This is a genomic window from Curtobacterium sp. BRB10 (assembly GCF_031844325.1).
Classification (GTDB): Bacteria; Actinomycetota; Actinomycetes; order Actinomycetales; family Microbacteriaceae; genus Curtobacterium; species Curtobacterium poinsettiae_A.
Map to the genome: position 1 here is coordinate 220,117 of NZ_JAUZVA010000005.1, position 24,247 is coordinate 244,363.

23 protein-coding genes are annotated in these 24,247 nt (G+C 69.7%); 15 read left to right on the top strand and 8 right to left on the bottom strand.

The features are described from left to right. Positions 1-92: 92 nt before the first annotated feature. Positions 93-1,196, top strand: a complete 1,104-nt coding sequence (locus Q9R26_RS12530; RefSeq protein ID WP_311227465.1) for an acyltransferase — start codon at positions 93-95, stop codon at positions 1,194-1,196. Here the strand turns inward: Q9R26_RS12530 and Q9R26_RS12535 are convergent. Beyond that, complete coding sequence (locus Q9R26_RS12535) at positions 1,164-2,048, bottom strand: glycosyltransferase family A protein (protein WP_311227466.1); 885 nt, start codon at positions 2,046-2,048, stop codon at positions 1,164-1,166. The genes Q9R26_RS12530 and Q9R26_RS12535 overlap by 33 nt on opposite strands. Before the next feature lie 276 nt (positions 2,049-2,324). On the opposite strand from Q9R26_RS12535, the gene Q9R26_RS12540 reads away from it, so the two are divergent. The 5 genes from Q9R26_RS12540 to Q9R26_RS12560 all read left to right on the top strand — a co-directional run bounded on the left by Q9R26_RS12540 (position 2,325) and on the right by Q9R26_RS12560 (position 8,146). After that, positions 2,325-3,236: a polysaccharide pyruvyl transferase family protein gene (locus Q9R26_RS12540; RefSeq protein ID WP_311227467.1), complete on the top strand. Its 912-nt coding sequence runs from the start codon at positions 2,325-2,327 to the stop codon at positions 3,234-3,236. Positions 3,237-3,346: 110 nt separating this feature from the next. Further along, positions 3,347-4,375, top strand: coding sequence for a GDP-mannose 4,6-dehydratase (gmd, locus tag Q9R26_RS12545; protein ID WP_182064656.1), 1,029 nt, complete (start codon positions 3,347-3,349; stop codon positions 4,373-4,375). After that, positions 4,375-5,346, top strand: a complete 972-nt coding sequence (locus Q9R26_RS12550) for a GDP-L-fucose synthase (RefSeq protein ID WP_311227468.1) — start codon at positions 4,375-4,377, stop codon at positions 5,344-5,346. The genes gmd and Q9R26_RS12550 overlap by 1 nt, the downstream gene beginning before the upstream one ends. A gap of 35 nt (positions 5,347-5,381) precedes the next feature. Next, entirely contained in the window at positions 5,382-7,202 is a 1,821-nt protein-coding gene (locus Q9R26_RS12555) for a DUF4012 domain-containing protein (protein WP_311227469.1), read from the top strand. Between the two features lie 380 nt (positions 7,203-7,582). Further along, entirely contained in the window at positions 7,583-8,146 is a 564-nt protein-coding gene (locus Q9R26_RS12560; protein WP_259580390.1) for a hypothetical protein, read from the top strand. Between the two features lie 69 nt (positions 8,147-8,215). On the opposite strand, the gene Q9R26_RS12565 is transcribed toward Q9R26_RS12560, so the two are convergent. After that, entirely contained in the window at positions 8,216-8,680 is a 465-nt protein-coding gene (locus Q9R26_RS12565; protein ID WP_311227470.1) for a VanZ family protein, read from the bottom strand. Positions 8,681-8,939: 259 nt separating this feature from the next. On the opposite strand from Q9R26_RS12565, the gene Q9R26_RS12570 reads away from it, so the two are divergent. The 3 genes from Q9R26_RS12570 (at position 8,940) to Q9R26_RS12580 (ending at position 15,591) form a co-directional block, all read left to right on the top strand. Then, the gene (locus Q9R26_RS12570) at positions 8,940-9,269 is read left to right on the top strand and encodes a hypothetical protein (protein ID WP_071248415.1); all 330 of its coding nucleotides are present in this window, start codon (positions 8,940-8,942) and stop codon (positions 9,267-9,269) included. 101 nt (positions 9,270-9,370) lie between these two features. Further along, positions 9,371-9,700 (top strand): hypothetical protein, encoded by a 330-nt coding sequence (locus Q9R26_RS12575; protein ID WP_247737336.1) that lies wholly within the window; start codon positions 9,371-9,373, stop codon positions 9,698-9,700. Between the two features lie 281 nt (positions 9,701-9,981). Continuing rightward, on the top strand, positions 9,982-15,591 hold the full coding sequence (locus Q9R26_RS12580) for an Ig-like domain-containing protein (protein WP_311227541.1): 5,610 nt from the start codon (positions 9,982-9,984) through the stop codon (positions 15,589-15,591). Positions 15,592-15,677: 86 nt separating this feature from the next. Here Q9R26_RS12580 and Q9R26_RS12585 read toward each other — a convergent pair whose 3' ends face one another. From Q9R26_RS12585 to Q9R26_RS12595, 3 genes are all read right to left on the bottom strand, one after another. Beyond that, complete coding sequence (locus tag Q9R26_RS12585) at positions 15,678-16,409, bottom strand: SOS response-associated peptidase (protein WP_111110077.1); 732 nt, start codon at positions 16,407-16,409, stop codon at positions 15,678-15,680. Positions 16,410-16,533: 124 nt separating this feature from the next. Next, positions 16,534-17,163, bottom strand: a complete 630-nt coding sequence (locus Q9R26_RS12590) for a hypothetical protein (RefSeq protein WP_311227471.1) — start codon at positions 17,161-17,163, stop codon at positions 16,534-16,536. A 3-nt stretch (positions 17,164-17,166) separates the two neighbouring features. Then, positions 17,167-17,853 carry a hypothetical protein gene (locus tag Q9R26_RS12595; RefSeq protein ID WP_311227472.1) on the bottom strand — a complete coding sequence of 229 codons (687 nt, stop codon included), beginning with the start codon at positions 17,851-17,853 and terminating at the stop codon, positions 17,167-17,169. 238 nt (positions 17,854-18,091) lie between these two features. Between Q9R26_RS12595 and Q9R26_RS12600 the strand changes: the two genes are divergently transcribed. Both Q9R26_RS12600 and Q9R26_RS12605 read left to right on the top strand, forming a co-directional pair. Then, positions 18,092-18,517, top strand: coding sequence for an organic hydroperoxide resistance protein (locus Q9R26_RS12600; protein WP_311227473.1), 426 nt, complete (start codon positions 18,092-18,094; stop codon positions 18,515-18,517). Positions 18,518-18,527: 10 nt separating this feature from the next. After that, entirely contained in the window at positions 18,528-18,914 is a 387-nt protein-coding gene (locus tag Q9R26_RS12605; protein ID WP_214543859.1) for a YchJ family protein, read from the top strand. A gap of 27 nt (positions 18,915-18,941) precedes the next feature. Here the strand turns inward: Q9R26_RS12605 and Q9R26_RS12610 are convergent, their stop codons facing one another. Continuing rightward, complete coding sequence (locus tag Q9R26_RS12610) at positions 18,942-19,808, bottom strand: shikimate dehydrogenase (RefSeq protein ID WP_311227474.1); 867 nt, start codon at positions 19,806-19,808, stop codon at positions 18,942-18,944. Between the two features lie 58 nt (positions 19,809-19,866). Between Q9R26_RS12610 and Q9R26_RS12615 the strand changes: the two genes are divergently transcribed. Next, on the top strand, positions 19,867-20,874 hold the full coding sequence (locus Q9R26_RS12615) for an iron-siderophore ABC transporter substrate-binding protein (protein ID WP_259580397.1): 1,008 nt from the start codon (positions 19,867-19,869) through the stop codon (positions 20,872-20,874). Between the two features lie 125 nt (positions 20,875-20,999). Here the strand turns inward: Q9R26_RS12615 and Q9R26_RS12620 are convergent, their stop codons facing one another. Further along, on the bottom strand, positions 21,000-21,404 hold the full coding sequence (locus tag Q9R26_RS12620; protein ID WP_311227475.1) for a DUF1304 domain-containing protein: 405 nt from the start codon (positions 21,402-21,404) through the stop codon (positions 21,000-21,002). 60 nt (positions 21,405-21,464) lie between these two features. On the opposite strand from Q9R26_RS12620, the gene Q9R26_RS12625 reads away from it, so the two are divergent. The 3 genes from Q9R26_RS12625 to Q9R26_RS12635 are packed head-to-tail and all read left to right on the top strand — an operon-like array spanning position 21,465 to position 23,304. Further along, positions 21,465-21,788 (top strand): chorismate mutase, encoded by a 324-nt coding sequence (locus Q9R26_RS12625; protein ID WP_182064670.1) that lies wholly within the window; start codon positions 21,465-21,467, stop codon positions 21,786-21,788. Continuing rightward, positions 21,785-22,873 carry a beta-propeller fold lactonase family protein gene (locus Q9R26_RS12630; protein ID WP_311227476.1) on the top strand — a complete coding sequence of 363 codons (1,089 nt, stop codon included), beginning with the start codon at positions 21,785-21,787 and terminating at the stop codon, positions 22,871-22,873. Before Q9R26_RS12625 ends, Q9R26_RS12630 begins: the two co-directional genes overlap by 4 nt. A 2-nt stretch (positions 22,874-22,875) precedes the next feature. Next, positions 22,876-23,304 (top strand): GNAT family N-acetyltransferase, encoded by a 429-nt coding sequence (locus Q9R26_RS12635; RefSeq protein ID WP_262136891.1) that lies wholly within the window; start codon positions 22,876-22,878, stop codon positions 23,302-23,304. Between the two features lie 21 nt (positions 23,305-23,325). Here Q9R26_RS12635 and Q9R26_RS12640 read toward each other — a convergent pair whose 3' ends face one another. Beyond that, positions 23,326-24,246, bottom strand: a complete 921-nt coding sequence (locus tag Q9R26_RS12640) for a 2-hydroxyacid dehydrogenase (RefSeq protein WP_311227477.1) — start codon at positions 24,244-24,246, stop codon at positions 23,326-23,328. Between the last annotated feature and the right edge of the window lies 1 nt (position 24,247).

A 24,247-nucleotide genomic window follows, 5' to 3' on the forward strand; every position in this document is an offset into this window, starting at 1 on the left:
GTGCGTAGGGCAAAGGCTGCAGCTCGCAAAAGAGAGAATCTGATGAGCGTCGCGCTGGCATTTGATGACGGTAAGTTGTAGGCTCGCGCACCGTGGAAGAGTCTGCCAACAGGATTGGCGCATTAGATGGACTTCGTGGGATTGCTGCTCTGGTCGTTCTCATCCATCACTCATTCGTCTCGATAGCACCCCTCGGTGATGTCTACTTCGACAAGCCGCCGTCGGCGGCGCTGACATGGTTGGTCGCGTCCCCAATCCATCTCGTCTGGGCAGGCCCCGAAGCGGTCTACGTCTTCTTCATCTTGAGTGGACTCGTGCTCACGCTGCCCGCGCTTCGCAGGCGTTACGACTGGAAGGCGTACTACCCGTCCCGACTGATTCGGCTCTACGTGCCCGTCGTCGTTGCCGTGCTCTTCGCGCTCGTCCTGTCGCTGGCGGTTCCTCGTGCGGGCACCGCTGGACGCGGGACGTGGATGGAGAACCATGATCAAGCGCCCTCCCTCTTCGCTCTGGTCCGGAATGCGACACTGATCTCGCCAGATTGGCTGAACCCGCCTCTGTGGTCGTTGCGCTGGGAAGTAGCGTTCTCGGTGTTGCTCCCTCTCTACGTCTTCATCGCTCTGCGTTGCGCGCGATGGAGATTGCCGTTCCTAGTCGGAGCTATTGCGCTGAGTGCTTTCGGAACCTTGATCGAGGACAAAGGTCTGCTGATTTACCTTCCGATGTTCTTGATCGGTGCGCTCCTTGCACCCGTGCTCTCTCAAGCTGAGGCCTCGACTAACCGAAGATGGCCATGGATCATGGGAGCGAGCCTCATCGGCATCACCTGCACATGGTGGCTCGGGTCCCCGGTCCCCGCTGATGACGCGGTCACACTGCCGATCGTGCTGCTTTCGGCTCTTGGGGTCGTTGTCGCAGCCGTCAGGTGGCAGGGTGCCCGGTCGTTCCTGGAACGACCAGTGGTGCAGTGGTTGGGGAGGATCTCGTTCAGCCTTTACCTCACGCACGATCCGATTGTGGTATCCATCGGGACGCTCCTGCCAGTCGGCCTGGCGTGGTTGACGCCGCTCGTCTGCATCCCTGTTTCTATCGCAGTCGCCTACATCTTCTTCCGGCTCGTCGAACGACCGGCTCACCTCGTAGCGAAGCGCGTGGCCTCCCGGCTAAAGTTCCCGCGCCGCGTTGCGATGGGCTGAGCGACCGCGCCTCATCAGGATCTTCAACGCGAGGGCGTCGCGCGCGCTGAGATCGTTCATAGTGCGCGAGATCCCGGGCAGGAGAAGAGCACGCTTTTCCCCGATCGTCAACGCCGCGTTCACCTTGGTGAGCAGCTCGGTATCTCCAGCAAACTGACCCGTCACCTCAGCCAGTGCTGCGTACGACTCTTGCCACTCGGGCTCACTGCTTGCTTTCTCCGCCCATCCTTTATTCGCCGTTACCTGATTGCCGTGCCTTCTCAGTGCGGTGACTGGTGGCCCGAGACGGGCAATACGCGCGCCTCGAGCCGCGGCACGCAGCCAAAGATCGTAGTCTTCGGCAAGGCATTTGCGATAGCCACCGATCTCCAGGAGGAGGCCGCGACGCGCCATCATCGTTGAGTGTGCGACTGGATTGTCGATCAGCAGTGCCGACGGAAAAGCCTCTGGTCCGATGGTGAGTGGGGGTGAGGGGTAGGGGATCCTGACACGTTCGCCGAAGTGGAGCACTCCGCCGAAGATGATGTCAAAAGGGCGGTTGAATCGAGCCAGCTGGTACTTGAACCTCCCCGGCAGAACGATGTCGTCCGCGTCCATTCTTGCTACGAACTCGCCGCGAGCGTCCGCCAGCAGCACGTTCAAAGCGCCTGCTACTCCCGATGGGGATGGAGAGCGGAGTACCTTGATCCGCGAATCTTTCATTTCGCTCGCGATTGTCGCCGTCTGATCGCTGCTTGCGTCGTCAAGGACGAGGACCTCGGCGTCCTTCGGAAGCGCGCGAAGGGTCGATCTGAGGCTCGCCGTGATGGTGTTGGCGGCATTCCGGGCGGGCATGAGGACGGACAAGCGCATCGATGGCTTCCAGGTGCTACTCAGGCGTGCTGCGGACGGACTCGGTGTGATGGTACTGGAGTTCCGGGTGAGGCCACGGCGGTCCCTCTGACAGTGGCGGGCGCGATCGGGGATCGTTGCTCGCGGACCTGCCTGGTCACGCTTAGACGGTGGGTGACGTGCCCCGTGACGCCACTGCAGGCCCAGCTGTGCAGGGATCGTTCACTTTGCGTACCGATCGGGGATATTGTGCTGTGAATCCTTGAAGTATGGGCACGCTTCGGACACTCTTCACGTGTGAGTAACCCGGTTGCAACGCTGCGCGAGCAGACCTGGACGAGCCTTTCACAGCTGCATACGGGTGTTGCGGAAGTCACGCTTACAGACTTCCCGGACCATGCCAACATCGGTGACTCCGCGATCGTTCTGGGTCAGCGCAGTTTCTGGGCTGAGGCAGGAATCGTTCTGACGAAGGTCAGCAGCCGTTCGACTCTGGATCGAGCGACGCTGAGAACAAGGACGCCAGTCGCCATCCATGGCGGGGGGAACATCGGCGGGCTCTACCCGGACGCCGACCTTCATCGCTACCGTCTTGCGGAAGGTCTCGATCAGGAAACGTTGCTGATCCAAGAGCCTCAGACCGTTCATTTTTCTTCGGAGACTTCGAAGTCCGATTTTGCGCGGAGGTTCGGAGCGCGTCCGAACACCCGGTTGGCTGTCCGGGACCAGCAGTCGGCTCGAGCAGTGGATGGCATGATGGCCGGAGTCGTGATCAGTCCTGACGCTGTGCACATGCTCGGCGAGATCCCGGCGCCCGCGCCAGTAGCGGACGTGGTGACTCTCGTCAGGAACGACGGCGAGTCGACTGGTCATCTCTCCGACGGAGCAGACTGGCCTGCAGACCCGTGGGATCTTGATTGGCACCGGTGGTGGTCCAACCGCACCCAGCAGTTTCCGCCGCTCAAGTCCGTGTTCCGACACGCGCCAGACGTCTGGATGTCGAAGGCGGAACGGCGCCTTCAGCGTGGCGTGCGCTTTCTGTCGCGAGGGGAAACAATCGTTACTGATCGTCTCCACGCGATGCTCATCGCGCTGCAGATGGGGCGCCGCGTGATCGCTGAGGACAACAACTACGGAAAGCTTTCCGCCTACGCCGAGACTTGGTTGGCGCCCTTCGGCGATCAGCTGGAGCTCCGAGGGCCGGCCTGAGCCGAACTCGCCGCCGCTTGAGTCGTGAGCAGCCGTTATGCTGAAAAATTGTTGCGTCCAACCACGTCTCGGGGCGGTTCCCCGAGGGCTGGCGCCTGAGCTGGGGAGACATGACGAAGCGCGCACTCATTACGGGCATCACCGGACAGGACGGGTCGTACCTGGCCGAGCTGCTGCTGCGGAAGGGGTACGAGGTGCACGGGCTCATCCGTCGTGCGTCCACGTTCAACACCTCGCGGATCGACCACCTGTACGTGGACCCGCACAACCCGGACGCCAGGCTGTTCCTGCACTACGGGGACCTGGGCGACGGCGCGCGGCTCGTCAGCCTGCTCAGCGAGCTGAAGCCCGACGAGGTCTACAACCTCGCCGCGCAGTCACACGTGCGGGTGTCGTTCGACGAGCCGGAACACACCGGCGACGTGACGGGTGTGGGCACGATGCGCATGCTCGAGGCGGTCCGCGTGTCCGGTATCCACACGCGCTTCTACCAGGCGTCCTCCTCCGAGATGTTCGGTGCCACCCCGCCGCCGCAGAACGAGGAGACGCCGTTCTGGCCCCGTTCTCCCTACGGCGCCGCGAAGGTCTACAGCTACTGGGTGACCCGGAACTACCGCGAGGCCTACGGGATGTTCGCCGTGAACGGGATCCTGTTCAACCACGAGTCGCCGCGTCGCGGTGAGACGTTCGTCACCCGGAAGATCACCCGCGCAGTCGCTCGGATCAAGGCCGGCCTGGAGGACCACGTGTACCTCGGCAACCTCGACTCCGTCCGCGACTGGGGGTACGCCGCCGAGTACGTCGAGGGCATGTGGCGGATGCTGCAGGCCGACGAACCGGACGACTTCGTGCTCGCGACCGGTGGTGACTTCACGGTCAAGGACTTCCTGACGACGGCGTTCTCGCACGCTGGGTTGAACTGGGAAGACCACGTGCGGTTCGACGAGCGGTACCTGCGACCGAGCGAGGTGGACGCCCTCGTCGGTGACGCTTCGAAGGCCAAGGAGAAGCTCGGTTGGGAGGCGACCGTCGACACAGCCGAGCTGGCGAGGATCATGGTCGACGCCGACATCTCCGCCCTTGAGCACGAGGGCCGTCCCTGGATCGACACCGTCCGTCTCGAGAGCTGGGGTTCCTGATGACCACGACCGACTTCACCCCCGGTCCGATCGATCGAGCTGACCGCGTCTACGTCGCGGGACACCGCGGCCTGGTGGGTTCGGCGGTCTGGCGCAAGCTCGAGTCGGAGGGCTTCACCGACGTGGTCGGACGGACCTCGTCCGAGCTCGACCTGAAGGACCGCGGCGCGGTCTTCGCCTTCTTCGCGGACCAGGAGCCGAAGCACGTCGTGCTCGCCGCCGCCAAGGTGGGCGGGATCATGGCGAACAACACCTACCCGCACGACTTCCTCAGCGAGAACCTGCAGATCCAGGTCAACGTGATGGACGCCGCGGTGGAGCACGGTGTCGAACGGCTCGTGTTCCTCGGCTCGTCCTGCATCTACCCGAAGATGGCCGAGCAGCCCATCCACGAGGACGCACTGCTCACGGGCCACCTCGAGCCGACGAACGACGCCTACGCCATCGCCAAGATCGCCGGCATCCTGCAGGTGCAGGCCGTCCGTCGACAGTTCGGCCGTCCGTGGATCTCGGCCATGCCGACCAACCTCTACGGCCCGGGTGACAACTTCTCGCCGACCGGCTCCCATGTCCTGCCGGCGCTCATCCGCCGGTACGACGAAGCCGCTCGCAGCGGTGCATCGACAGTCGAGAACTGGGGGACCGGGTCGCCCCGTCGTGAGTTCCTGCACGTCGACGACATGGCGGCTGCGGTGTTCCACCTCATGGAGCACTACGACGGCCCTGACCAGGTCAACGTCGGTACCGGGTCGGACGTCACGATCAGGGAGATCGCGGAGACGATCGGCAAGATCGTCGGGTTCGAGGGCGAGACGGTCTGGGACACGACGAAGCCGGACGGGACCCCGCAGAAGCTGCTCGACGTGTCGAAGCTGGCGGACGCCGGATGGACGGCGCAGATCGGCCTCGAGGACGGGCTCCGCAGCACCATCGACTGGTACCGCGAACACGCGGATTCCGTCCGTCAGTGAGGGGTCTGGGACGTACGGAACCGTAGGATCGCCTCATGTCCGACCAGCCCGAGTCGCGACGCACTGCAGTACGCCGGGGGTCCAGGGCCCGGATCGTCCTGTGGGTCGTCCTCGCCCTAGTCCTGCTGCTGATCCTCGCCGTCGCCTGGGTCGGTGTCCGCGGCATGCTCGCGAAGGGGCACCTGGAGCGGGCTGTCGGGGACGTGGACACCCTCCGGTCCCAGCTGACCGGCGGTGACACCGCCGCAGCGCAGAAGACCGCGAGGCACCTCGAGGACGAGGCCGCGTCGGCTCGGTCGCTGACCGGCGACCCGGTCTGGGGCGCGGCACAGTCCGTACCGTTCTTCGGGACCAACCTGCGGGCCGTGCGGGACGTCTCGGTGATCGTCGACGACGTCGCCAGCGACGCCGTCAGTCCCGTCGCCGGCGTCATCGACGGCCTCGGGTCGGACTCGTTCGCACCGAAGAACGGCAGGATCGACCTCCAACCGATCGAGGACGCGCAGCCGGCGGTCGCCGAGGCCACGAAGACGCTCCAGCAGGCACGCGCCGACGCGGCACGGATCGACACCAGTGGGACGCTGTCGCCGGTCACCACCGCCGTGGGACAGCTGCGGAACGCGTTGTCCTCTGCGTCCGACCAGGCGGTCGCGGCGAACCGCATCGTGCAGCTCGCGCCGGCGATGCTCGGGCACGACGGGGACCGGAACTACCTGCTGCTGTTCCAGAACAACGCGGAACTGCGAGCCGGAGGCGGGATACCTGGCGCGGTGGCGGAGCTCGACGCCAAGGACGGGGCACTCCATCTGTCAGCGCAGGCTTCGAGCGGTGACTTCGGACCCTACGACCAACCGGTCCTGCCGCTGACGGCCGACACGCGTGGTCTCTACGGAGAGATAACTGGCCAGTACATGCAGGACGTCACCCTCACCCCACGCTTCGACGTATCGGCGAAGCTGGCTCGCGAGATGTGGAAGCAGAGATCCGGGCAGCAGGTCGACGGCGTGCTCGCCATGGACCCAGTGACCTTGAGCTACCTGCTCAGGGCCACGGGTCCCGTGCAGCTGCCGACCGGCGACACCCTGACGTCCGAGAACGCGGTCAAGCTGCTCTTGAGCGACGTGTACGTGAAGTACCCCGACCCGGTCGTGCAGGACGCGTTCTTCGCGTCCGCCGCCAGCACGGTGTTCGACAAGGTCGCGTCGGGCGGGTTCGACACGAAGGCGTTCGTGTCTGCGCTGACCCAGAGCGCTGACGAGGGCCGCCTGCGCCTCTGGAGCGCCGAGAAGGCCGAGCAGCGCCGGATCAGCGGGACGCCGATCGCCGGCGAGCTGCCGACGGCGACCGCCGACTCGAGCCAGTTCGTCGTCTACCTGAACGACGGCACCGGCTCGAAAATGGACTACTACCTCGACAAGAGCGTTTCCGTCGGCAGCTCGGTGTGCCGGAAGGACGGCCGCCCGACGTCGGTCGTCGAGATCACCCTGAAGAACACGGCACCGGCCGACGCCGCGACGAGCTTGCCGCGGTACGTCACCGGGGGTGGGGACTTCGGCGTGGAGCCGGGCAGGATCAAGACCCTGCTCGCGGCGTACGCACCTGAGGGCGCGATCTTCCTCGGTGCCACCAAGGACGGCAAGACGACGGCCGTGCAGACGGCAACCGACGGCGGGCACCCCGTGGCCCAGCTGCAGACCCTGCTCGCCCCCGGCGAGAGCCTGACCTACCGTGTCGCCTTCCTGGGTGAAGCGAAGTACGCGAAGGCAGCGGTGCAGGCGACCTCGACCCCTGGCGTCCGGCAGGCCGAGGCGAAGCCTCTGACGTTCGATTGCGAGCGGCCACTCGCCGCTGGCTGAGGTCGGAAGCTCCGCAAAGCGAACCAGAAGAATGCCCCCACTCCGAGGGGCAGTAGACGAACCTGTCCGGGGCCAAAGCCTCTTGAGCCGCCGCACAGTGTGCGGCACGCACACTACTGAGCGGCTCTCATCTGGGGTTTCTCTCGCGAGCAGCTACGGCGTGTCCGCGACGGGACACATCGACTCGCCGAGAGAACGGGTGAACACACGTCGACCAATGACCAAAATCCACGTGATCTGGTACCAAGCTGGGAAACTCCGCTAGATTGAGACAACTTCGCCATCACAACCGCCATTTCCATGGCTGGGGTCAACCACCGGCGGATCAGCGGGCTCTGGGTGTCAGGGTCTGGATCATCAGATCTTTAGGGGAACCATTCATGAAGAAGCTCATCGCAGCGGTGGTGCTGGCTGGCGCCGCACTGCTCGCCACGCCGGCCGTCGCCAACGCCGCCGGCTACACGCCTGACTCCGACGTCTCCGTCTCCGGCTCCGCCGTCGCCGGTGGCACCGCTTCGGTGAACTTCACCGAGGGCGCGTTCCAGGACAACGAGACCGTCAACGTCCAGGTCACCGGTGCCGGTGCGGTCACGCTCGGCGCGCTGCCGACCACGACCGTCTCGAAGACCTACACGGCCGCTTCGGATGGTTCGCTCGACGTCAACGTCACGTTCCCCCAGGGCGCCTCGGGCACCTACAACCTGACCGCCACCGGCGCCACCTCGGGCGTCGTCGGCTTCGCGGCCTTCACCGTCGCCCCGGCTGACGCTGCTGCTGTCCCCGCCGCTGGCGCGGGCGCCGGCACCGGCACCGACGGCACGCTGGCCTTCACGGGTTCGACCGTCTCCGCCCTGGCCCTCTGGGTCGCCGGCGGCGCAGTCGTCCTCGGTGGTGGCCTCCTGCTGGTCCGCGGCTCGGTCCGTCGCCAGCGCGAGTCCGTCTGAGTCTCGACACACTGAACGAAGCCCCCGGAGCATCTGCTCCGGGGGCTTCTTCGTGTCTGGAGATCGTCCTCAGCGTCGTCGAGCCGCCCGGCTGAGCAGCAGCACACCCACAACCGCGCCCAGGAGTGCCCCCACGCCGTTCGCGACGACGTCGTCGATGGTCGCGGTGCGGGCGGGCAGGAACAGCGCCTGACCGGTCTCGATGCACGCGCTGACGACGAGCCCCGCGGCGATGGCGGCCCACCACCACCGCGCACCGGCGAGCAGCACCACGAGCAGGCCGAGCGGCACGAAGTAGACCACGTTCGCCAGGGACTCCACGGCGGCGTAGTCGATGCGCTCCGGCAGGCCGTGACGGTGCGCTGCTGCGAGGACACGGGTGAGCCACCGGGCCCCTGCAGCGTCGACGGGGGAGCCCCAGAACCCGACGAGCGCCAGGGCGACGCCGTAGGCGATCGCCAGCCCCGTCGCGAACCGACGGCTGCGCCAGGTGGCCGGGGCGCGGTCGTCGACGCGGGGCTTGTCGGAGGTCACGTGCCGACGCTAGCGAGTCGCGCCTCCAGGCAGGTGTCCGAACCATCTCGTCCCCCGAACGCGGCGATCCGGAAAACGAGTACCCCGATCCTGGCGCTGTACCCCGGAAGTGCGACGCACCTGCCCGGAAATCCGGGGCTGCCCGACGGATGGCATTGACGAAACCCGTGAATCGACGGGCCTGGCTGGCGATCCCCTCGGTACTTCTCGTAGCGTTCTGGTGTCAGCAGATGTACCCCGGATCGTGAAGGACAGCGACATGAGCATCACCGTGAACAACGCGACGCAGGCCGAGGTCACCCTCGACACCGACACCGTGGACACCATCGCGATCCTCGAGGCCGACGCAGCGCTCTCCTCGCGCCCCAAGCGCGCCAAGGTCACCTGGGTGCAGGAAGACCAGGGCGAGTGGATCGCCGGTTACGGCGGGTACTTCGGCGGCAGCGTCGACAAGCGCGACGACCGGTACGTGGCCTCCGACACCTTCGGGCTCGTCGTGGGCGAGTTCTCGTCCCTCGAAGAGGCGCAGACCAAGCTCGAGGACCAGCTGCACGTCATGCTCCCGCCGGTCATCCGGCCGGTCGAGTGACGACAGCGGACACCAGCTCCACCGGCGTCGACCGCGACGCCCGCACCACCCGGAACCACCGGCACCACCCAGCACGCAGCACCGCACGAAGGAGCAGGACCATGAGCACGACCGTCGCCCACCGCCAGCAGGCCGAGGTGACCCTGGACACCCAGACGATCGAGGTCATCGCCGAGATCGAGGCCCAGGTCGTGGCTCCCGTGCAGGCGGCCCCCGTCCGCATCTCGTGGGCCCAGGCCGACACGGGCCTGTGGGTCGCGAACTACGGCGGCTACTACGGCGGCACCGTCGACCGTCAGGGCACCCACTTCTTCGTCGCCGACACCTTCGGTGAGTACGTCGGAGACTTCCGCTCCCTCGATGAGGCGAAGGCACGCCTGGCCGAGCGCCTGCACGTGCTGCTGCCGGACGTGATCCGTCCGACCGTGTGATCCGCTGCTGATCGCTCGCTGATCCTCGAACCCCCGCCGGCCTGCCGGCGGGGGTTCTTCCGTGTGCCCGGGGCGCGCACGGGTCGCGGCGGCGGGTTGTCGAGCGCCGTGGCGTGCCGGGCTGCGGCGTGACCCCTGAACGAGTGGTCCCCCCTATTGGGGACCCGTACTGTCCCCATCCGAACACGAGGAACTGCCAGGATCAACCTGGCGCCAACGACCGTTCTCCCTGATCCTCCGGTCGGTCTCGGCGCCCGCATCGTCTCGACCCGAAAGTGATCATGCAGCGTACGAACCCGGGCACCGCTGTGCCCACCGACGGTCCGGACCGTCCTGTCGGCACCCGTGCCACCCGCCGACCCGGCCTGCGCGCCGTCGCCGTGCTCGGCGCGGCGCTCCTGGTGGGCACCGGGCTGACCGCCACATCAGCGGTCGTCGCGGCCGCGCCGGCCTCGGCCGTCAGCGCCACGAAGGACGGCGCCATGGTCTGCACCCCGCAGGAGACGCTGTACGCGATCGACGGCACCGGCAAGGTCGTCGCGGTGGACATCAGCACCGGGGCCTCACGGGGGACGACCGCCGACGTCACGAACCTCGGTACCGGCGCGAACAACGGTCTCGGCATCTCGCGCGAGGGCGTCTCGATGTTCGCGGCGTCGAACAACCAGACGGCGACCCTGCGGCAGTTCGACCCGAAGACCGGTGTCGCGTCCGACCCGGTCGCGACGGACAAGACGCGCACCGTCATCCGGGGCGCGGTCAACCCGGTGACGGGGATCTACTACTACGGCGACAACGCCGGGTGGCTCGGTGCGTACGACCCGTCGACGGGCAAGTACCTCGGCCAGGTCGGTCAGATCAACGGGCTCACGAAGCGCAACGCCGCGGACACCGCGAACGCCAACGGTGACTTCGCGTTCAGCTCGCGCGGCCTGTTCTTCGTCGTCGCGGCGAACAAGGTCTACCGCGTCAACGTCGACCAGGTGCCGGCGACCGCGGGCACCACGGCGATGAGCACCACCGAGATCGCGACCCTGCCGGCGAGCACGAACAGCCCCGGCATCGCGTTCTCGTCGGACGGCTACCTCTACGTCTCCAACACCGTGACGACCAACAGCGTCGCGACGACCACGATCTACCAGCTCGACCCGACCTCGGGCAAGGAGGTCCGCAGCTTCCCCATCGTCGGCAACTACGCCGCGAGTGACCTGGCGAGCTGCAACTACGCCGACACCGTCACGGGTGCGGCGAGCGTCGACCAGCGCTGGGGCAGCGGCGACCAGTTCACCCTGGCCATCAGCGGGGGCGGCATCGACCCGGCGACCGCGGGCGTCTCCGGCACCACGACCGGCTCCGCCACGGGCGTGCAGGCGCAGAAGGCCGGCGCCGTCCTGACGACGCCGAACAAGGACTACACGGTCGAGCAGACCGCCGCGGGCACCACCGACCTGGCGAACTACGACACCACGTGGAAGGCGGTCGACCAGACGACCGGCACGACCGTCGCCAGCGGCTCCGGCACCGCGGGGACCTTCACGTTCCCGGCCGCCACCACCGCCGACGGTACGGATGTCCTGGTCACGTTCACCAACACGCTGAAGGCCACGCACGTGACCACCAGCAGCGACACCGCCACGACCCCCACCGGCACGGCGCTGTCGGTGCCCGCAGCATCGGGCGTTCTCGCGAACGACCAGGGGACCGGCCTGTCCGTGGTCTCGAACACCACGCCGGCGCACGGCACCGCCACGGTCGCCGCGGACGGCTCCTACACGTACACTCCGGCCGGCGGGTTCTCCGGCTCGGACACGTTCCAGTACACGGCGAAGGACTCGTCCGGGCAGACCTCCACCAGCACCGTGACGGTCACCGTCGCACCGAAGGGCTCCGACGACGCGTACAGCGTGCACGCGGGCACCGTGCTGAAGGTGAACGCCGCGGACGGCGTCCTGTCGAACGACCGCGGGTCGGACCTGACCCTCACGGGCCACGGCCAGCCGTCGCACGGTCTCGTGAAGACCGGGCCCGACGGGTCGTTCTCCTACGGTGCCGACACGGGCTTCTCCGGGCCGGACTCCTTCACGTACACCGCGACGGACGGCGCCGGCGCGACCGTCACCGCGACCGTGCGGCTCACCGTGCTGCCCACCGCGTCGGCCGATGCCGTCACCGCGACGGCCGGGTCGACGACGACCGGCGACCTGCTGGCGAACGACCTGGGCACCGGCCTGACGGTCACCGGCAGCAGCACCCCCGCGCACGGTTCGGCGACGGTGCGTCCGGACGGCTCGTACTCGTACACGCCCGCCGCCGGGTTCTCCGGCACCGACTCCTTCACGTACACCGTGACCGACGGCAGCGGCGGGACCGACACCGTCACGGTCACCGTGCAGGTCGCCCCGGCCGCACAGGACGACACGGTCAAGGTCGCCGCGGGCGGCACGGCCACCGCCGGCACCCGGGCGACCGGCGTGCTCGGCAACGACTCCGGCACCGGGCTCACGGTGGCGTCGAACACGTCCCCCTCGCACGGTGCGCTGACGCTCGACCAGGCCACCGGCACGTTCACGTACACGCCGACCGAGGGGTACTCCGGCCCCGACGCGTTCACGTACACGGCGGTCGACCGCTCCGGTTCGCCGAGCACCGCGACCGTCTCGATCACGGTCAACCCGACCATCGGGGCCGACTCCGCGTCGACGGACGCCGGCACCCCGGTGACGATCGACGTGCAGGTCAACGACCGTGGTTCGGACCTCGAGACCACGATCGTCACCGGCCCGTCCCACGGCACGGCCGTCGCCGCAGCGGACGGCTCGGTCGAGTACACGCCGACCGCCGGCACGTCCGGCAGCGACTCGTTCGCCTACACGGTGACCGACGGCAGCGGTGTCACCACCGGTGCGGCGACCGTCACGATCACCGTGCGGCCCGTCGCGACGGCCGACACGGTGTCGACCCGGGCCGACGAGGCGCTGACGATCGACGCCGCCACCCTGACCGGCAACGACCGGGGCACGGGGCTGACCGTGACCGACGTGACCGCAGGCGGGGCCGCCGGCACCGGCACCGGCTCTGGCACCGGCACCGGCACCGGCTCTGGCTCTGGCTCTGGCGACGGTGACGCCGCTCACGGCACCGTCACCCTCGACCGTGCCACCGGCCACGTCGTCTACACCCCGGCCGACGGCTTCTCGGGGACGGACACCTTCACCTACACGGTGACCGACACCGCCGGCCGCTCCACCGCCGGCACGGTCACGGTCGTCGTCGGCCCCCGCGCCACGGCCGACACCGCCACCGCCACGGCCGGCTCGACGCTGACCGTCGCGAAGGGCGACGGCGTGCTCGCGAACGACCGGGGCACCGGCCTGACCGCGGTCGTCGACCAGCAGCCCGCACACGGCACGGTCGAGCTCGCGGCGAACGGCTCGTACACGTACACGCCGAAGGACGGCTTCTCGGGGACGGACACCTTCACCTACACGGCGACGGACCCCGCAGGCCGCACCGCCACCGGCACCGTGACGGTCACGGTCCGTCCCGGCACGGAGCCCGACACCGTCACCGTCGCGGCGGGTGGCAGCACCACGGTCACCTCCGGCGCCCTGACGGCCAACGACCACGGCACCGGCCTGACCGTCGTGTCCGTCACCGGCGGGAAGAACGGCACCGCGACCCGCAACGACGACGGCACGGTCACGTACACGCCGAAGGACGGCTTCTCCGGCACGGACACCGTCACCTACACGGTGACGGACCCGTCGGGTGCCACGAACACCGGCACCGTGACGGTCACCGTCACCCCGGTCGCCGGCGGTGGGTCGACCTCGGCCGAGGCCGACGCCACCACCACCGTGCCGGCCGGCACCGGCCTGCTCGACGGTGCGAAGGGCACCGACCTGGCGGTCACCGACCACACGAAGCCCTCGCACGGCGAGGTCACGGTCGACGAGGACGGCTCGTACACGTACAAGCCCGAGCCGGGCTACTCCGGCCCGGACGGGTTCGACTACACGGTCACCGACGGCTCCGGCGGGACGACCACGGGCACCGTGACGATCGTCGTCGCCCCGAAGGCCGCCGCTGACACCGCGACGACGAGCGCCGCGACCCCGGTCGACGTCGCCGTCACCGGCAACGACTCGGGCACGGCGCTCGCCGTCACCGCGGTGTCGCACCCCGGCCACGGCACCGCCACGACCACCGGCAGCACGACGGCCGGAGCCAGCTCGGTCACGTACACGCCCGCTGACGAGTTCTCCGGCACGGACACGTTCACCTACACGGTGACCGACCCGACCGGTGGCAGCGCGACGGCGACCGTCACCGTGACCGTCACGCCGACCGCGGTCGCCGACGCCCTGCGCACCGCGGCGAACACCGCGCTGCCGATCAGCGGCGCGACCCTGACCGGCAACGACCGCGGCGCCGGCCTCACCGTCACCGCGCACGGCCGCGCCGAGCACGGCACCGTGACCGAGGGCACCGAGCCCGGCTCACTCGTCTACACCCCGGCCAAGGGCTTCTCCGGCGCGGACACGTTCGTGTACACGGTGACCGACGGCGCCGGACGGACGTCGACCGCGACGGTCACGGTCGTCGTCGGCGTCGCCGCGGTCGACCACTGGCACACCATGTCGACCAACCGCAGCATGCGCATGGCCGCCGACAGGGGCGTGCTGGTCGGCGACTCCGGTCGTGGGCTCTGGGCCGCCATGGAGACGAAGCCGTTCAACGGCACGCTGTCGCTCGAGAAGGACGGCTCGTACGTCTACACGCCCACGGCGAACTGGTCCGGACGTGACTGGTTCACCTACTCGGCCAACGACGCCGACGGCACCGCGGCGTTCGCGCGCGTCGTCATCGACGTCGCTCCGGCCGCGAAGGACGACAAGGCCACGACCACGGCCGGCAAGACGGTCCGGGTCGCCGGCCACGGCGTGCTCGGCAACGACCACGGTGACGCCCTGACGGTCGTCGCGGTGGGTCAGGCCCGTCACGGCTCGGCTTCGATCGCCGCCGACGGAACGTTCGTCTACACCCCGTCGAAGGGCTTCTCGGGCACCGACACCGTCACGTACCGTGCGCAGGACTCGATGGAGCAGCAGGTCGACGCCACCGTCACGATCACGGTCGGCATCGCCGCGGCGGACGACTCCGGGCACACCGTGTCCGGCACGCCCGTGGCCCGTGACGCCCGCCACGGCCTGCTCGCCGACGACCAGGGCACCGGCCTCACCGCCGCCCCGGGCCGGAAGCCCGCCCACGGCACCGTGACGATCCAGCGGAACGGCGCGTACGTCTACACCCCGGCCGCCGGCTTCACCGGCAAGGACACCTTCACCTACACGGTGACGGACGCCTCGGGGCAGACGGCCACCGCCACCGCGACCATGACCGTGGTCGCCGCGGCGGTCGCCACCGACGACTCCGCCACCGGGATCGTCGGACACCGGGTCGTCGTGGATCCGCTCGACAACGACTCCGCCACCGGCGGCGCCACGTTCGAGCCGGGCACGCTGCACCTGCTCGACCCGGAGTCCGGCACGCCGACCGACCGCGTGGTCGCCGCCGACCAGGGCACGTGGACCGTCCGCGACGGCCGGGTCGTCTTCACCCCTCGGGACGGTTTCGCTGGAACCGCCTTCGTCGGTTACGCGGTCACCGACAGCGCGGGACAGACGGTCACCGCGACCGTCACGGTCACGTTCCCGACCGGGCTCGCCGCGATCGTCCACGGCACCGAGCTCGCCTTCACGGGCGTGACCGGGCTGGTGGGCCTCGGGCTCGCGGCGCTCGCGCTCGTGCTGGCGGGCGTGCTCCTGGTGACCCGACGACGGATCGCGGTCCGCGTCGTGCCGGGCATCCGCCGCAGCGCACGTCCGTAACGGAGCACCGGACTGGAGGCCCGGATCACCGCAGCAGACCCGCTGCGGTGATCCGGGCCTCCCGTCTGCGCGCGGGGCGCGACCGCCTACGCGACGGGCGCGATGAGCTGCGGTCCGTCGTTCCGCACGCTGTTCACCGTGCGGGAGACCTCGTACTGCTCGAGCCCCGCGGCCACCGTCAGCGACTCGTGGTCGAGCAGGGCCAGCAGGTCGTCGGCGTGCAGGTCGCCACCGAGCCAGTCGTCGTAGCCGTCGGGCGTCAGGAACGCCGGCATGCGGTCGTGGACCTCGCCCGGGGCGACGTGGGCGTCACGGGTGATGATCGCGAGCGACAGCCGCCACTTGTCCGGGTCGCCCTCGGGCTTCGTGGGGTCGGGCCAGGCGCTCACGACGCCGGCCATCGCCAGGGCGCCGCCGGGTTCGTGCACGAAGTGGGGTTCCTTGCCGTCCTCGCGCACCACCCACTCGTAGTACCCCTGTGCCGGGACGATGCAGCGGTTCGTGGCGAAGGCGCGCTTGAACATGCCGCTCGTCGCGACCGTCTCGATGCGGGCGTTGATCGGCTTCGGCCGCTGCTTCTGGAAGTCCTTCGCCCAGCTCGGCACGAAGCCCCAGCTGATCTGCGGCAGCTCCCGTTCACCGTGCCGCTGGCGGACGGCGTACACGGGGTCGGTCGGGGCGACGTTCCAGCTCGGGGCGAGGCCGGGGTGCACCTCGCCGGTGTCCTCGTCGACGTGCTCGGTCCGGGCGGCGAGCTCGCCCATGAGCTCGGGCAACAGATCGGCCGTGGTGTCGGAGACGACGAACCTTCCACACATGCGCCCAGTGTGCCCGTCGCCGCCGACAGTGGTGCGGGTGCCGGTTCGGGAGCGGTTCGGGCTCGTCGGTTCGCCGAGTGAGCAGAAGACGTCGGGTGCGACTGCGCGACCCGACGTCTTCTGCTCACTCGATGGGGCGAGCGGACGTCCCGGGTGCGGGCTCGAGGGACTCGGCGGACAGGCGGGCGCGTTCGGAGCGGCCGAGGCGGACGACGTACTCCGACAGCCCGACCGTGTACACCGCGATCCAGAGCACGTGGAACCAGCTGGCGGGCCCGAGGACGAACGCCCCGAGGACGGCGACGAGACCCGAACCGAGCAACGGTGCCGTCCGGGCGAGCGTACCGATCAGCCCCCGCCGCAGCAGGACGGTGTCGGCGCGGACGATCTCGCGGTGTTCCGGCAGGACCGGCACCGGCCGACGCTGCACGTACAGCTGCGCGGCACCCCGCGCGGCGAGTTGCCACGAGGGCCGCACCTGCCGACCGTTGATCGTGCTCGAGGGGTCCGGCGGCTGCCACGTCGGGATGCACGCGAAGGTGAGCAGTCCGATGCCGAGCGCCAGCAGCACCATCGCGACCGCGCTGCGGACCGGGGTGGTCCCCGTCCAGTCGACCCGGGCCTCCAGGACGGCCATGCCGACCAACGCGACCACCGCCGCGGACCCGGACCACCGGGCAGCGCGACGGACGCGTGCCGGATCCAGCACGTCCGTGACGTGGCGGCGGAAGACCTGCCAGCCGAGCGTGAACACGGGTCACTCCTCCGGCAGGGCGAGCTTGCTGCCGCTCCGTGCGCCGGGACGGCCGCGGGGTGGCAGGGGCGGGGGAACCGGCGGGAGCGCTTCGGCCTCGACGCGGAGCTGCTCCTGGCGGCCGAGGGTGCGCAGGCCGCCGATCGCGGTGACGGCGCCGGTCAGGGGCACGACGATCCAGAAGGCGGACAGCCCGACGAGCCCGTCGCCGGCCGGCACGGTGGCGACGTTGACCACCACGGTCGCGACGAGCGCCAGGGCCCAACCGCCGAGCAGCAGGAAGCCCCGGAACGCGTTGCGGACGATCAGGTCGCGGGTCTCGGGCATGCGGTCGAGTACGGCGTCACGGTGTTCCGGGTCGACCGGAGGCGGATTGCGGCGGTAGTAGCGGGCGACGGCCTCCTGTGCGCGCCATCCGATGCCGGGGATCGGCGGGACCGCCCACCCCTTCGGGCCGATCGGGACGAAGCACGAAACGATGCCGCCGACGCCGGTTGCGAACAGCGCCGATGCGACCAGCCACACCGCGAGGGGGACCGAACCGTCGTCGACGAGCAGCGCGACCGCCTGGAACACGACGAAGGCGACCACTGCGACGACGGCGGCGACGACCACGACACGACGGCGGTACCGCGGCCCGATGAGTGCGGGGAACCGCTCCCGGAACACCTGCCAGCCGATCTTGAACACCCGTCATGTCTACCCGGTGGGGGGTGCAGGGCGCCCGGACGCTCGTGTTCGTGAGCAGGAGATGTCGGGTGCGGGCGGGGGACTCGACACCTTCTGCTCACTCGATGCATCGTGCATCGCGCGCCGGCCCCGCAGCCCCCACCCGGACACGCCCGAGCGTTCCCGCCCGGAGCCGCCGCACCCGCGACGTGGTGCTGCCGCTCAGGGTTCGCCCAGGCGAGCACGGTGGCCTCGGAGCATGAGTCTCGACATCGTCTACACCGCCGCTGCCCACGCCACCGGGGGCGGCCGCGACGGGCACGTCCGCAGCGAGGACGACCGGCTCGACCTCGACACCCGCCCGCCCGAGGAGATGGGCGGCAGCGGCGAGGGCACGAACCCCGAGCAGCTCTTCGCCGCCGGGTACGCCGCGTGCTTCCTCGGTGCCCTGCACGCCGCCGGCAAGGAGCTCGAGGTGGACACCACCGGCGCCGAGGTCTCCGCCGAGGTCGGCATCGGCGGCGCCGGCAACGGCGCCTTCGGCCTCGCCGTCGAGCTCGACGTCTACGCCCCGAACGCCCCGCAGGAGCAGCGGCAGCGCCTGGCCGAGCGTGCACACGAGATCTGCCCGTACTCGAACGCCACCCGCGGCAACATCACCGTGACCCTGTCCATCGTCGACTAGCGTTCCGCCGGTGGTCACCGACGCGACGCGCTGCCCCTGCCTGAGCGGCAACCCCTACGGGGAGTGCTGCGGCCCCCTGCACGCCGGGGCCGTGGCACCGACCGCGGAACGGCTCATGCGCTCCCGCTTCAGCGCCTTCGCGCTGGGCCTGCCGGAGTACCTGCTGCTCACCTGGCACCCGCGCACCCGGCCGGCCGGGCTCGAGTTGGACCCGTCCCAGCGCTGGACCCGTCTGGACGTGCTGGCGACCACCTCGGGAGGCCCGTTCGACTCCCACGGCACCGTCACGTTCCGCGCGTGGTGGCGTTCCGACGACGAGCGCGGCACGCTCGAGGAGACGAGCGACTTCGTCCGCGAACAGGGACGATGGTTCTACGTGGACGGCGTGGTCGCCTGACGGACGTCGTCGCCGTCGCCTCCGGGGCTAGCGGCCGATGACCGCCGGCAGGCCGACCGCGGTGCGCATCGCGCGGCGGACGCCGGCCTCGTCGGGGAGCAGCTCGTCCTCGTCACCGGTCAGGAAGAACCGGATCTGCCCGATCGCCTGCTCGGTGAGCATGTCGAGGCCGTTCAGCACGCGGCCCCCGGTCTCGGTCCACCGGCTGGCGACCGCGGTGGGCCACGGTTCGTAGGCGACGTCGAACAGCACGGCGTCGGGCCCCGACGGACGGAACTCGAGGGGATCGGCGGCACCACCCGGCAGCGTCGACAGGACGAACCCGTGGTGCGTGCCGGCGAGTTCGGTCAGCGGGTGCACCTCGAGCGTCACACCGAGCCGGACGGCCAGGTCGACGAGCGCGTGCGTCTTCGCGGTGTCACGGACGAACACCCGGACGAGCGACGCCCCGAGCCGGACGGCAGCGGTCAGTGCGCTCGCCGCGGTGGCTCCGCCGCCCAGGATCGTGGCCTCGCCGGGCAGGTGTCCGAGCGCCTCGACCGGGCGGACGAGCCCCTGCACGTCGGTGTTCGCGCCGGCTCGGACGATCGTCGAGCCCTCGTGGCGGAATGCGACCGTGTTGGCGACCCCGAGCTCGTCGACGAGCGGGGTGGTGCGGTCGAGCAGCGGCAGCACCTCGCGCTTGAGCGGCATCGTGAGGCTCAGCCCACGCCATTCCGGACCCAGCCCCGCGACGAACGCGGCGAGCTCGCCGGACGCGACCTCGTGCCTTCCGTACGTGAAGGGCAGGTCGAGCGCGTCGTAGGCCGCTGCGTGGAGCGTGGGGGAGAGCGAGTGCGCGATGGGGGAGCCGAGCACCGCGAGGTGCGTACGGCCTGGATCGGTGAACGCCACGGTCACCCAGCCTAGCCAGCCGTGTTCCTGAGCACTCCGTTAGGTTAGGCTACCCTTCGTGAACCGTTCTCCCTTGCGTCTCCGACGCGTGCTCGCCGCAGCCGGCGCCGTCGTCGCAGCGTCCCTCGTCCTCGCCGGCTGCGCGTCCGGCTCCGGCTCCTCGACCGACTCGGCGTCGTCGGGGTCGTCCGACGCCGCGTTCCCGGTCTCGATCACGACCGGCCTCGGCACCACCACCATCGAGTCGGCGCCCAAGCGCGTCGTCGCGCTCGGGTGGGGCGACGCCGAGACCGCGCTCGAGCTCGGCGTCCAGCCGGTCGGCGCGAGCGACTGGCTCGCCTTCGGTGGCGACGGTGTCGGTCCGTGGCTCAAGGGTGCGTACGACGAGTCGCCGAAGATCATCCAGACGCTCGAGCCGAGTTACGAGGACATCCTCAAGCTCGACCCCGACGTGATCCTCGACGTGAAGTCCTCGGGTGACAAGGAGCGGTACGACAAGCTGTCCGCGATCGCGCCGACCGTGGCGATCCCGAAGGGCGGCGAGAACTACCTCGCCTCGACCGAGCAGCAGACGACCATGATCGCCAAGGCACTCGGCAAGGAGTCCGAGGGCAAGAAGCTGCTCTCGGGCCTCGACGACGCCTACGCCGCAGCACGCAAGGCGCACCCGGACTTCGAGGGCAAGACGGCCGTCGTCGGTGCCTACAGTTCCGAGGGCTTCGGGGCGTACGCCTCCACCGACAGCCGTTCGACCTTCATGCGGAACCTGGGCTTCGAGATCCCGAAGGCCATCGACGAGCAGGCCGGCAAGGAGTTCTCCGTGCACCTGTCCGACGAGAACCTCGACCTGCTCGACGCCGACCTGACGCTCATCCTGCCGATCTACGTCGACGCGTCGGAAGCGTCGTCGAACAAGCTGTTCCAGAAGGTGCCGTCGGTCGAGGCCGGGCACGCGATCGTCTTCGACGACAAGGACGTGTCGTCCGCGTTCTCGATGGGCACCACGGCTGCGATCGAGTGGGCGCTCGACAAGCTGCCGGCGCAGTTCGAGGAGAAGCTCGGCTAGAGCTGGTCGTTGCTGCTGGCCCGGTTCCGCCGGTCAGTACCGCGAAAGCGACAGGGTGCCACCGATGTCCGGTGGCACCCTGTCGCTTTCGCAGTTCGGGGGGGGGGGGGGGGAGGAGCGGTGGGCTAGGCGCCGACGGTGGAGCCCAGCAGCGCGAAGAGCAGCGCGATCAGGGGGAGCGTGCCCTGCTTGAAGGCGGAGTTGACGTACTTGCGACCCGTGCCGAGCAGGATCACCGCGGCACCGAGCATGCTCGCGGTCGAGAACACCACGAGGGTCCAGCCGCTCACGGTGTTGCCGGCGAGGACGAGCACGACGCCGAGGATCGCCCCGATCGCCAGGAACAGGTTGTAGAAGCCCTGGTTGAAGGCGAGCGAACGGGTCGCCACGGCTTCGGTCTCGGAAGCGATGCCGAAGATCCGGCGTGCCTGCGGACTGGTCCAGATGACCGATTCGAGGAAGAAGATGTACACGTGGACGAGGCCCGCGAGGACCGCGCAGACACCCGAGATCACCAGCAGGACCGACATGTGCACATTCTCGCAGCAGCGGGCCGGGTTCCGCTGCACGTCCGCCAGTAGGCTCGGACCATGAACGACGACGTCACCCCGCCCGAGGCCGACGCGAGCGCCGTCGCCGAACTGCGGAGCATCCGGCAGAGCATCGACAACATCGACGCCGCCGTGATCCACATGCTCGCGGAACGCTTCAAGTACACGCAGCGCGTGGGACACCTGAAGGCCGAGTCGGGCATGCCGGCCGCCGACCCGGACCGCGAACGGATCCAGGTCGCACGGCTCCGGTCGCTCGCCGCCGACTCCCACCTCGATCCCGCGTTCGCCGAGAAGTTCCTCAACTTCATCGTCGCCGAGGTCATCCACCACCACGAGCGCATCGCGGGCCGCGACGAATGAGCGCCGAGCTGCCGTCGCTGCTCATCGGGTCGTACACGGCGACCGGCGGCGGGAACGCCACGGGCATCTCGCTGGTCGACGCCGGACCGGTCGAAGCCGTTCCGGCGCCTCGGACCGTCGCGGTGCTCGACGACCCCTCGTTCCTGGCGGTCTCGGCTGACCGGGTCTACGCGGTCTCCGAGACGAACGACGGCGCAGTGTCGGCCTTCCGGCTGCAGGGCGGCGCACTCGAGCACCTGTGGGACGCCCCCGCCGGCGGAGACGCCCCGTGCCACGTGCGGGTCGACCCCTCGGGTGCGCTCGTCGTCACGAACTACGTCTCCGGCACGGTCACAGCGATCTCCCTCGCCCCGGCCGAGTCGCACGCCGCCTCGGTGACCGCCAGCGACGGCGTGGTACTGCACGCGGACGCCGACCAGCGCTCCGTGCCGGCCGAGGCCGTCGCGGTCGCCGTGCTGCCCGACGCGACCGGTCCCGACGAAGACCGCCAGGACGGCCCGCACGCCCACCAGTCGATCGCGACTCCGGACGGCACGGTGCTCGTCGCCGACCTCGGCGGCGACGCCCTGCACGAGTTCCGCGTGTCGGTGTCGGCCGACGGGGTCCCCGACATCGAGGCGCTCCGCGTGCACCACGTGACACCGGGCGCCGGCCCGAGGCACATGGCCTGGATCGACGGTGACCTGCTCGTCGCCGGTGAACTCGACGGGCACGTGCACCGCCTGCGTCGCGACCACTCCGGCTCGTTCGTGACGATCGCCGCCGCGCCGACGTTCGACGGTGCCGTGGGGGAGTCGCTGCTCAGCCACATCGAGGTCGACGAGGCCGGCCGCGTGTACGTGGCGGTGCGCGGGCGGGACCTGCTCGTGGTGCTCGACGCGCGTGACGGCGGGCTCGTCGTCGTCGGGTCGGTGCCCTGCGGTGGGGTCTGGCCGCGGCACTTCGCTCGCGTGCCCGGGTTCGTCCTGGTGGCGAACCAGATGTCCGACGCCGTCGCCGTGCTGCCGCTCGACACCGAGGGCGTGCCCGGCGAAGCCGTCGCGCAGATCCCGGTCGGCACCCCGACCTGCGTCGTCCCGCTCTGACCGTGACCGCCGGGAAGGAACAGCCCGAGTACCGCATCATCGTCGGTGCACCGCCGCTCGAGGACTACCTGCGGCTACGCCGGGACTCCGGTCTGTCCCCGAAGGACCCCGCCCAGGGTGCCGGAGCGATCGCGGGCAGCTGGTCGGCGTGCCACGTGGTGGACGAGCACGGCACGCCCGTCGCGATGGGTCGCACGATCGGCGACGGCGGGTGGTACTTCCACATCGCCGACATCGCCACCGATCCCGCACACCAGCGGCAGGGTCTCGGCCGTCGGGTCGTCGAGTGGTTGCTGGCGGACGTCCGCGACCGTGCACCTGCGGGCGCGTACGTCACGCTCGTCGGAGACCCGCCGGGGCAGCGGCTCTACCGGTCCCTCGGCTTCGAGGACGTCGCGCCGAGCCTGGGGATGGCGCTGCGACTCGAGTGACGCCGCGGTTCCGCTCGCTCGTCAGAACTCGATCAGGTTCTCGAACGGGCGACCCTCGGCCAGCGCGGCGACCTGTTTGCGCATCAGCTCGATCGACCGCGGCACGCTCAGGTCGGTGTTGCCGCCGACGTGCGGGGTGAGCACGGTGTTCGGGGTCGTCCACAGCGGGTGTCCGGCGGGCAGGGGCTCCGGGTCGGTGACGTCGAGGGCCGCGAACAGCCGCTCCGACCGCAGCTCGGCGACCAGGGCGTCGGTGTCGACGACCTTGCCGCGCGCCACGTTCACCACGAGGGCGCCGTCCGGCAGCGCCGCGAGCAGCTCCGCGTCGACCAGGCGCTCGGTCTCGGCGGTGAGGGGGGCGATGAGCACGAGCACGTCGGTCATCGGAGCCAGGTCGGGCAGCTCAGCGAACGCGTGCACGTGCCGGCCGTCCTGCTCGCGTGCGGTCCGGGCGACCACGGTCACCTCGGTGCGGAACGCCTCGAACCGGGTGGCGATCGCGGACCCGATCGCCCCGTAGCCGACGACGGTCACCCGGCGGTCGGCGAGCGATCGGGTCTCGCGGGAGTCCCAGACGCCGTTCGCACGGTCGACCTGGAACGCCGAGATCTCGCGGAGTGACGTCAGCGCGAGGCCGACGGCGAGCTCGGCGGTCTCGTCGTCGTGGATGCCACGACCGTTCGCCAGCTGCGCGTGTCCGGGCACGTGCGGGACGGCGTGCTCGTACCCGGCGCTCGGCAGCTGCAGCAGCTGGAGCTCGGGCAGGTCGTGCACGAACTGCCAGCGGTGCCGCCCCTCGAAGTAGAACGGCAGGAACGTGATCGCGACGTCGTCCGGGCGACCGTACGGCGACTCGACGTCCCAGACGTCCAGCTCGATGCCGTCCGGCACGGGGCCGAACCGGTCGACGAGCTCGGCGAAGGGCAGGGTGACGATCGGCATC

Excerpts from the sequence above, each read along its gene's own strand:
- Q9R26_RS12625 (WP_182064670.1), top strand. The coding sequence starts at position 21,465 with ATGAACGACGACGTCACCCCGCCCGAGGCCGACGCGAGCGCCGTCGCC.
- Q9R26_RS12630 (WP_311227476.1), top strand. The coding sequence starts at position 21,785 with ATGAGCGCCGAGCTGCCGTCGCTGCTCATCGGGTCGTACACGGCGACC.
- Q9R26_RS12620 (WP_311227475.1), bottom strand. The coding sequence starts at position 21,404 with ATGTCGGTCCTGCTGGTGATCTCGGGTGTCTGCGCGGTCCTCGCGGGC.
- Q9R26_RS12640 (WP_311227477.1), bottom strand. The coding sequence starts at position 24,246 with ATGCCGATCGTCACCCTGCCCTTCGCCGAGCTCGTCGACCGGTTCGGC.
- Q9R26_RS12555 (WP_311227469.1), top strand. The coding sequence starts at position 5,382 with ATGTCCGACCAGCCCGAGTCGCGACGCACTGCAGTACGCCGGGGGTCC.
- Q9R26_RS12570 (WP_071248415.1), top strand. The coding sequence starts at position 8,940 with ATGAGCATCACCGTGAACAACGCGACGCAGGCCGAGGTCACCCTCGAC.
- Q9R26_RS12575 (WP_247737336.1), top strand. The coding sequence starts at position 9,371 with ATGAGCACGACCGTCGCCCACCGCCAGCAGGCCGAGGTGACCCTGGAC.
- Q9R26_RS12600 (WP_311227473.1), top strand. The coding sequence starts at position 18,092 with ATGAGTCTCGACATCGTCTACACCGCCGCTGCCCACGCCACCGGGGGC.
- Q9R26_RS12585 (WP_111110077.1), bottom strand. The coding sequence starts at position 16,409 with ATGTGTGGAAGGTTCGTCGTCTCCGACACCACGGCCGATCTGTTGCCC.
- Q9R26_RS12535 (WP_311227466.1), bottom strand. The coding sequence starts at position 2,048 with ATGCGCTTGTCCGTCCTCATGCCCGCCCGGAATGCCGCCAACACCATC.
- gmd (WP_182064656.1), top strand. The coding sequence starts at position 3,347 with ATGACGAAGCGCGCACTCATTACGGGCATCACCGGACAGGACGGGTCG.
- Q9R26_RS12560 (WP_259580390.1), top strand. The coding sequence starts at position 7,583 with ATGAAGAAGCTCATCGCAGCGGTGGTGCTGGCTGGCGCCGCACTGCTC.
- Q9R26_RS12580 (WP_311227541.1), top strand. The coding sequence starts at position 9,982 with ATGCAGCGTACGAACCCGGGCACCGCTGTGCCCACCGACGGTCCGGAC.
- Q9R26_RS12550 (WP_311227468.1), top strand. The coding sequence starts at position 4,375 with ATGACCACGACCGACTTCACCCCCGGTCCGATCGATCGAGCTGACCGC.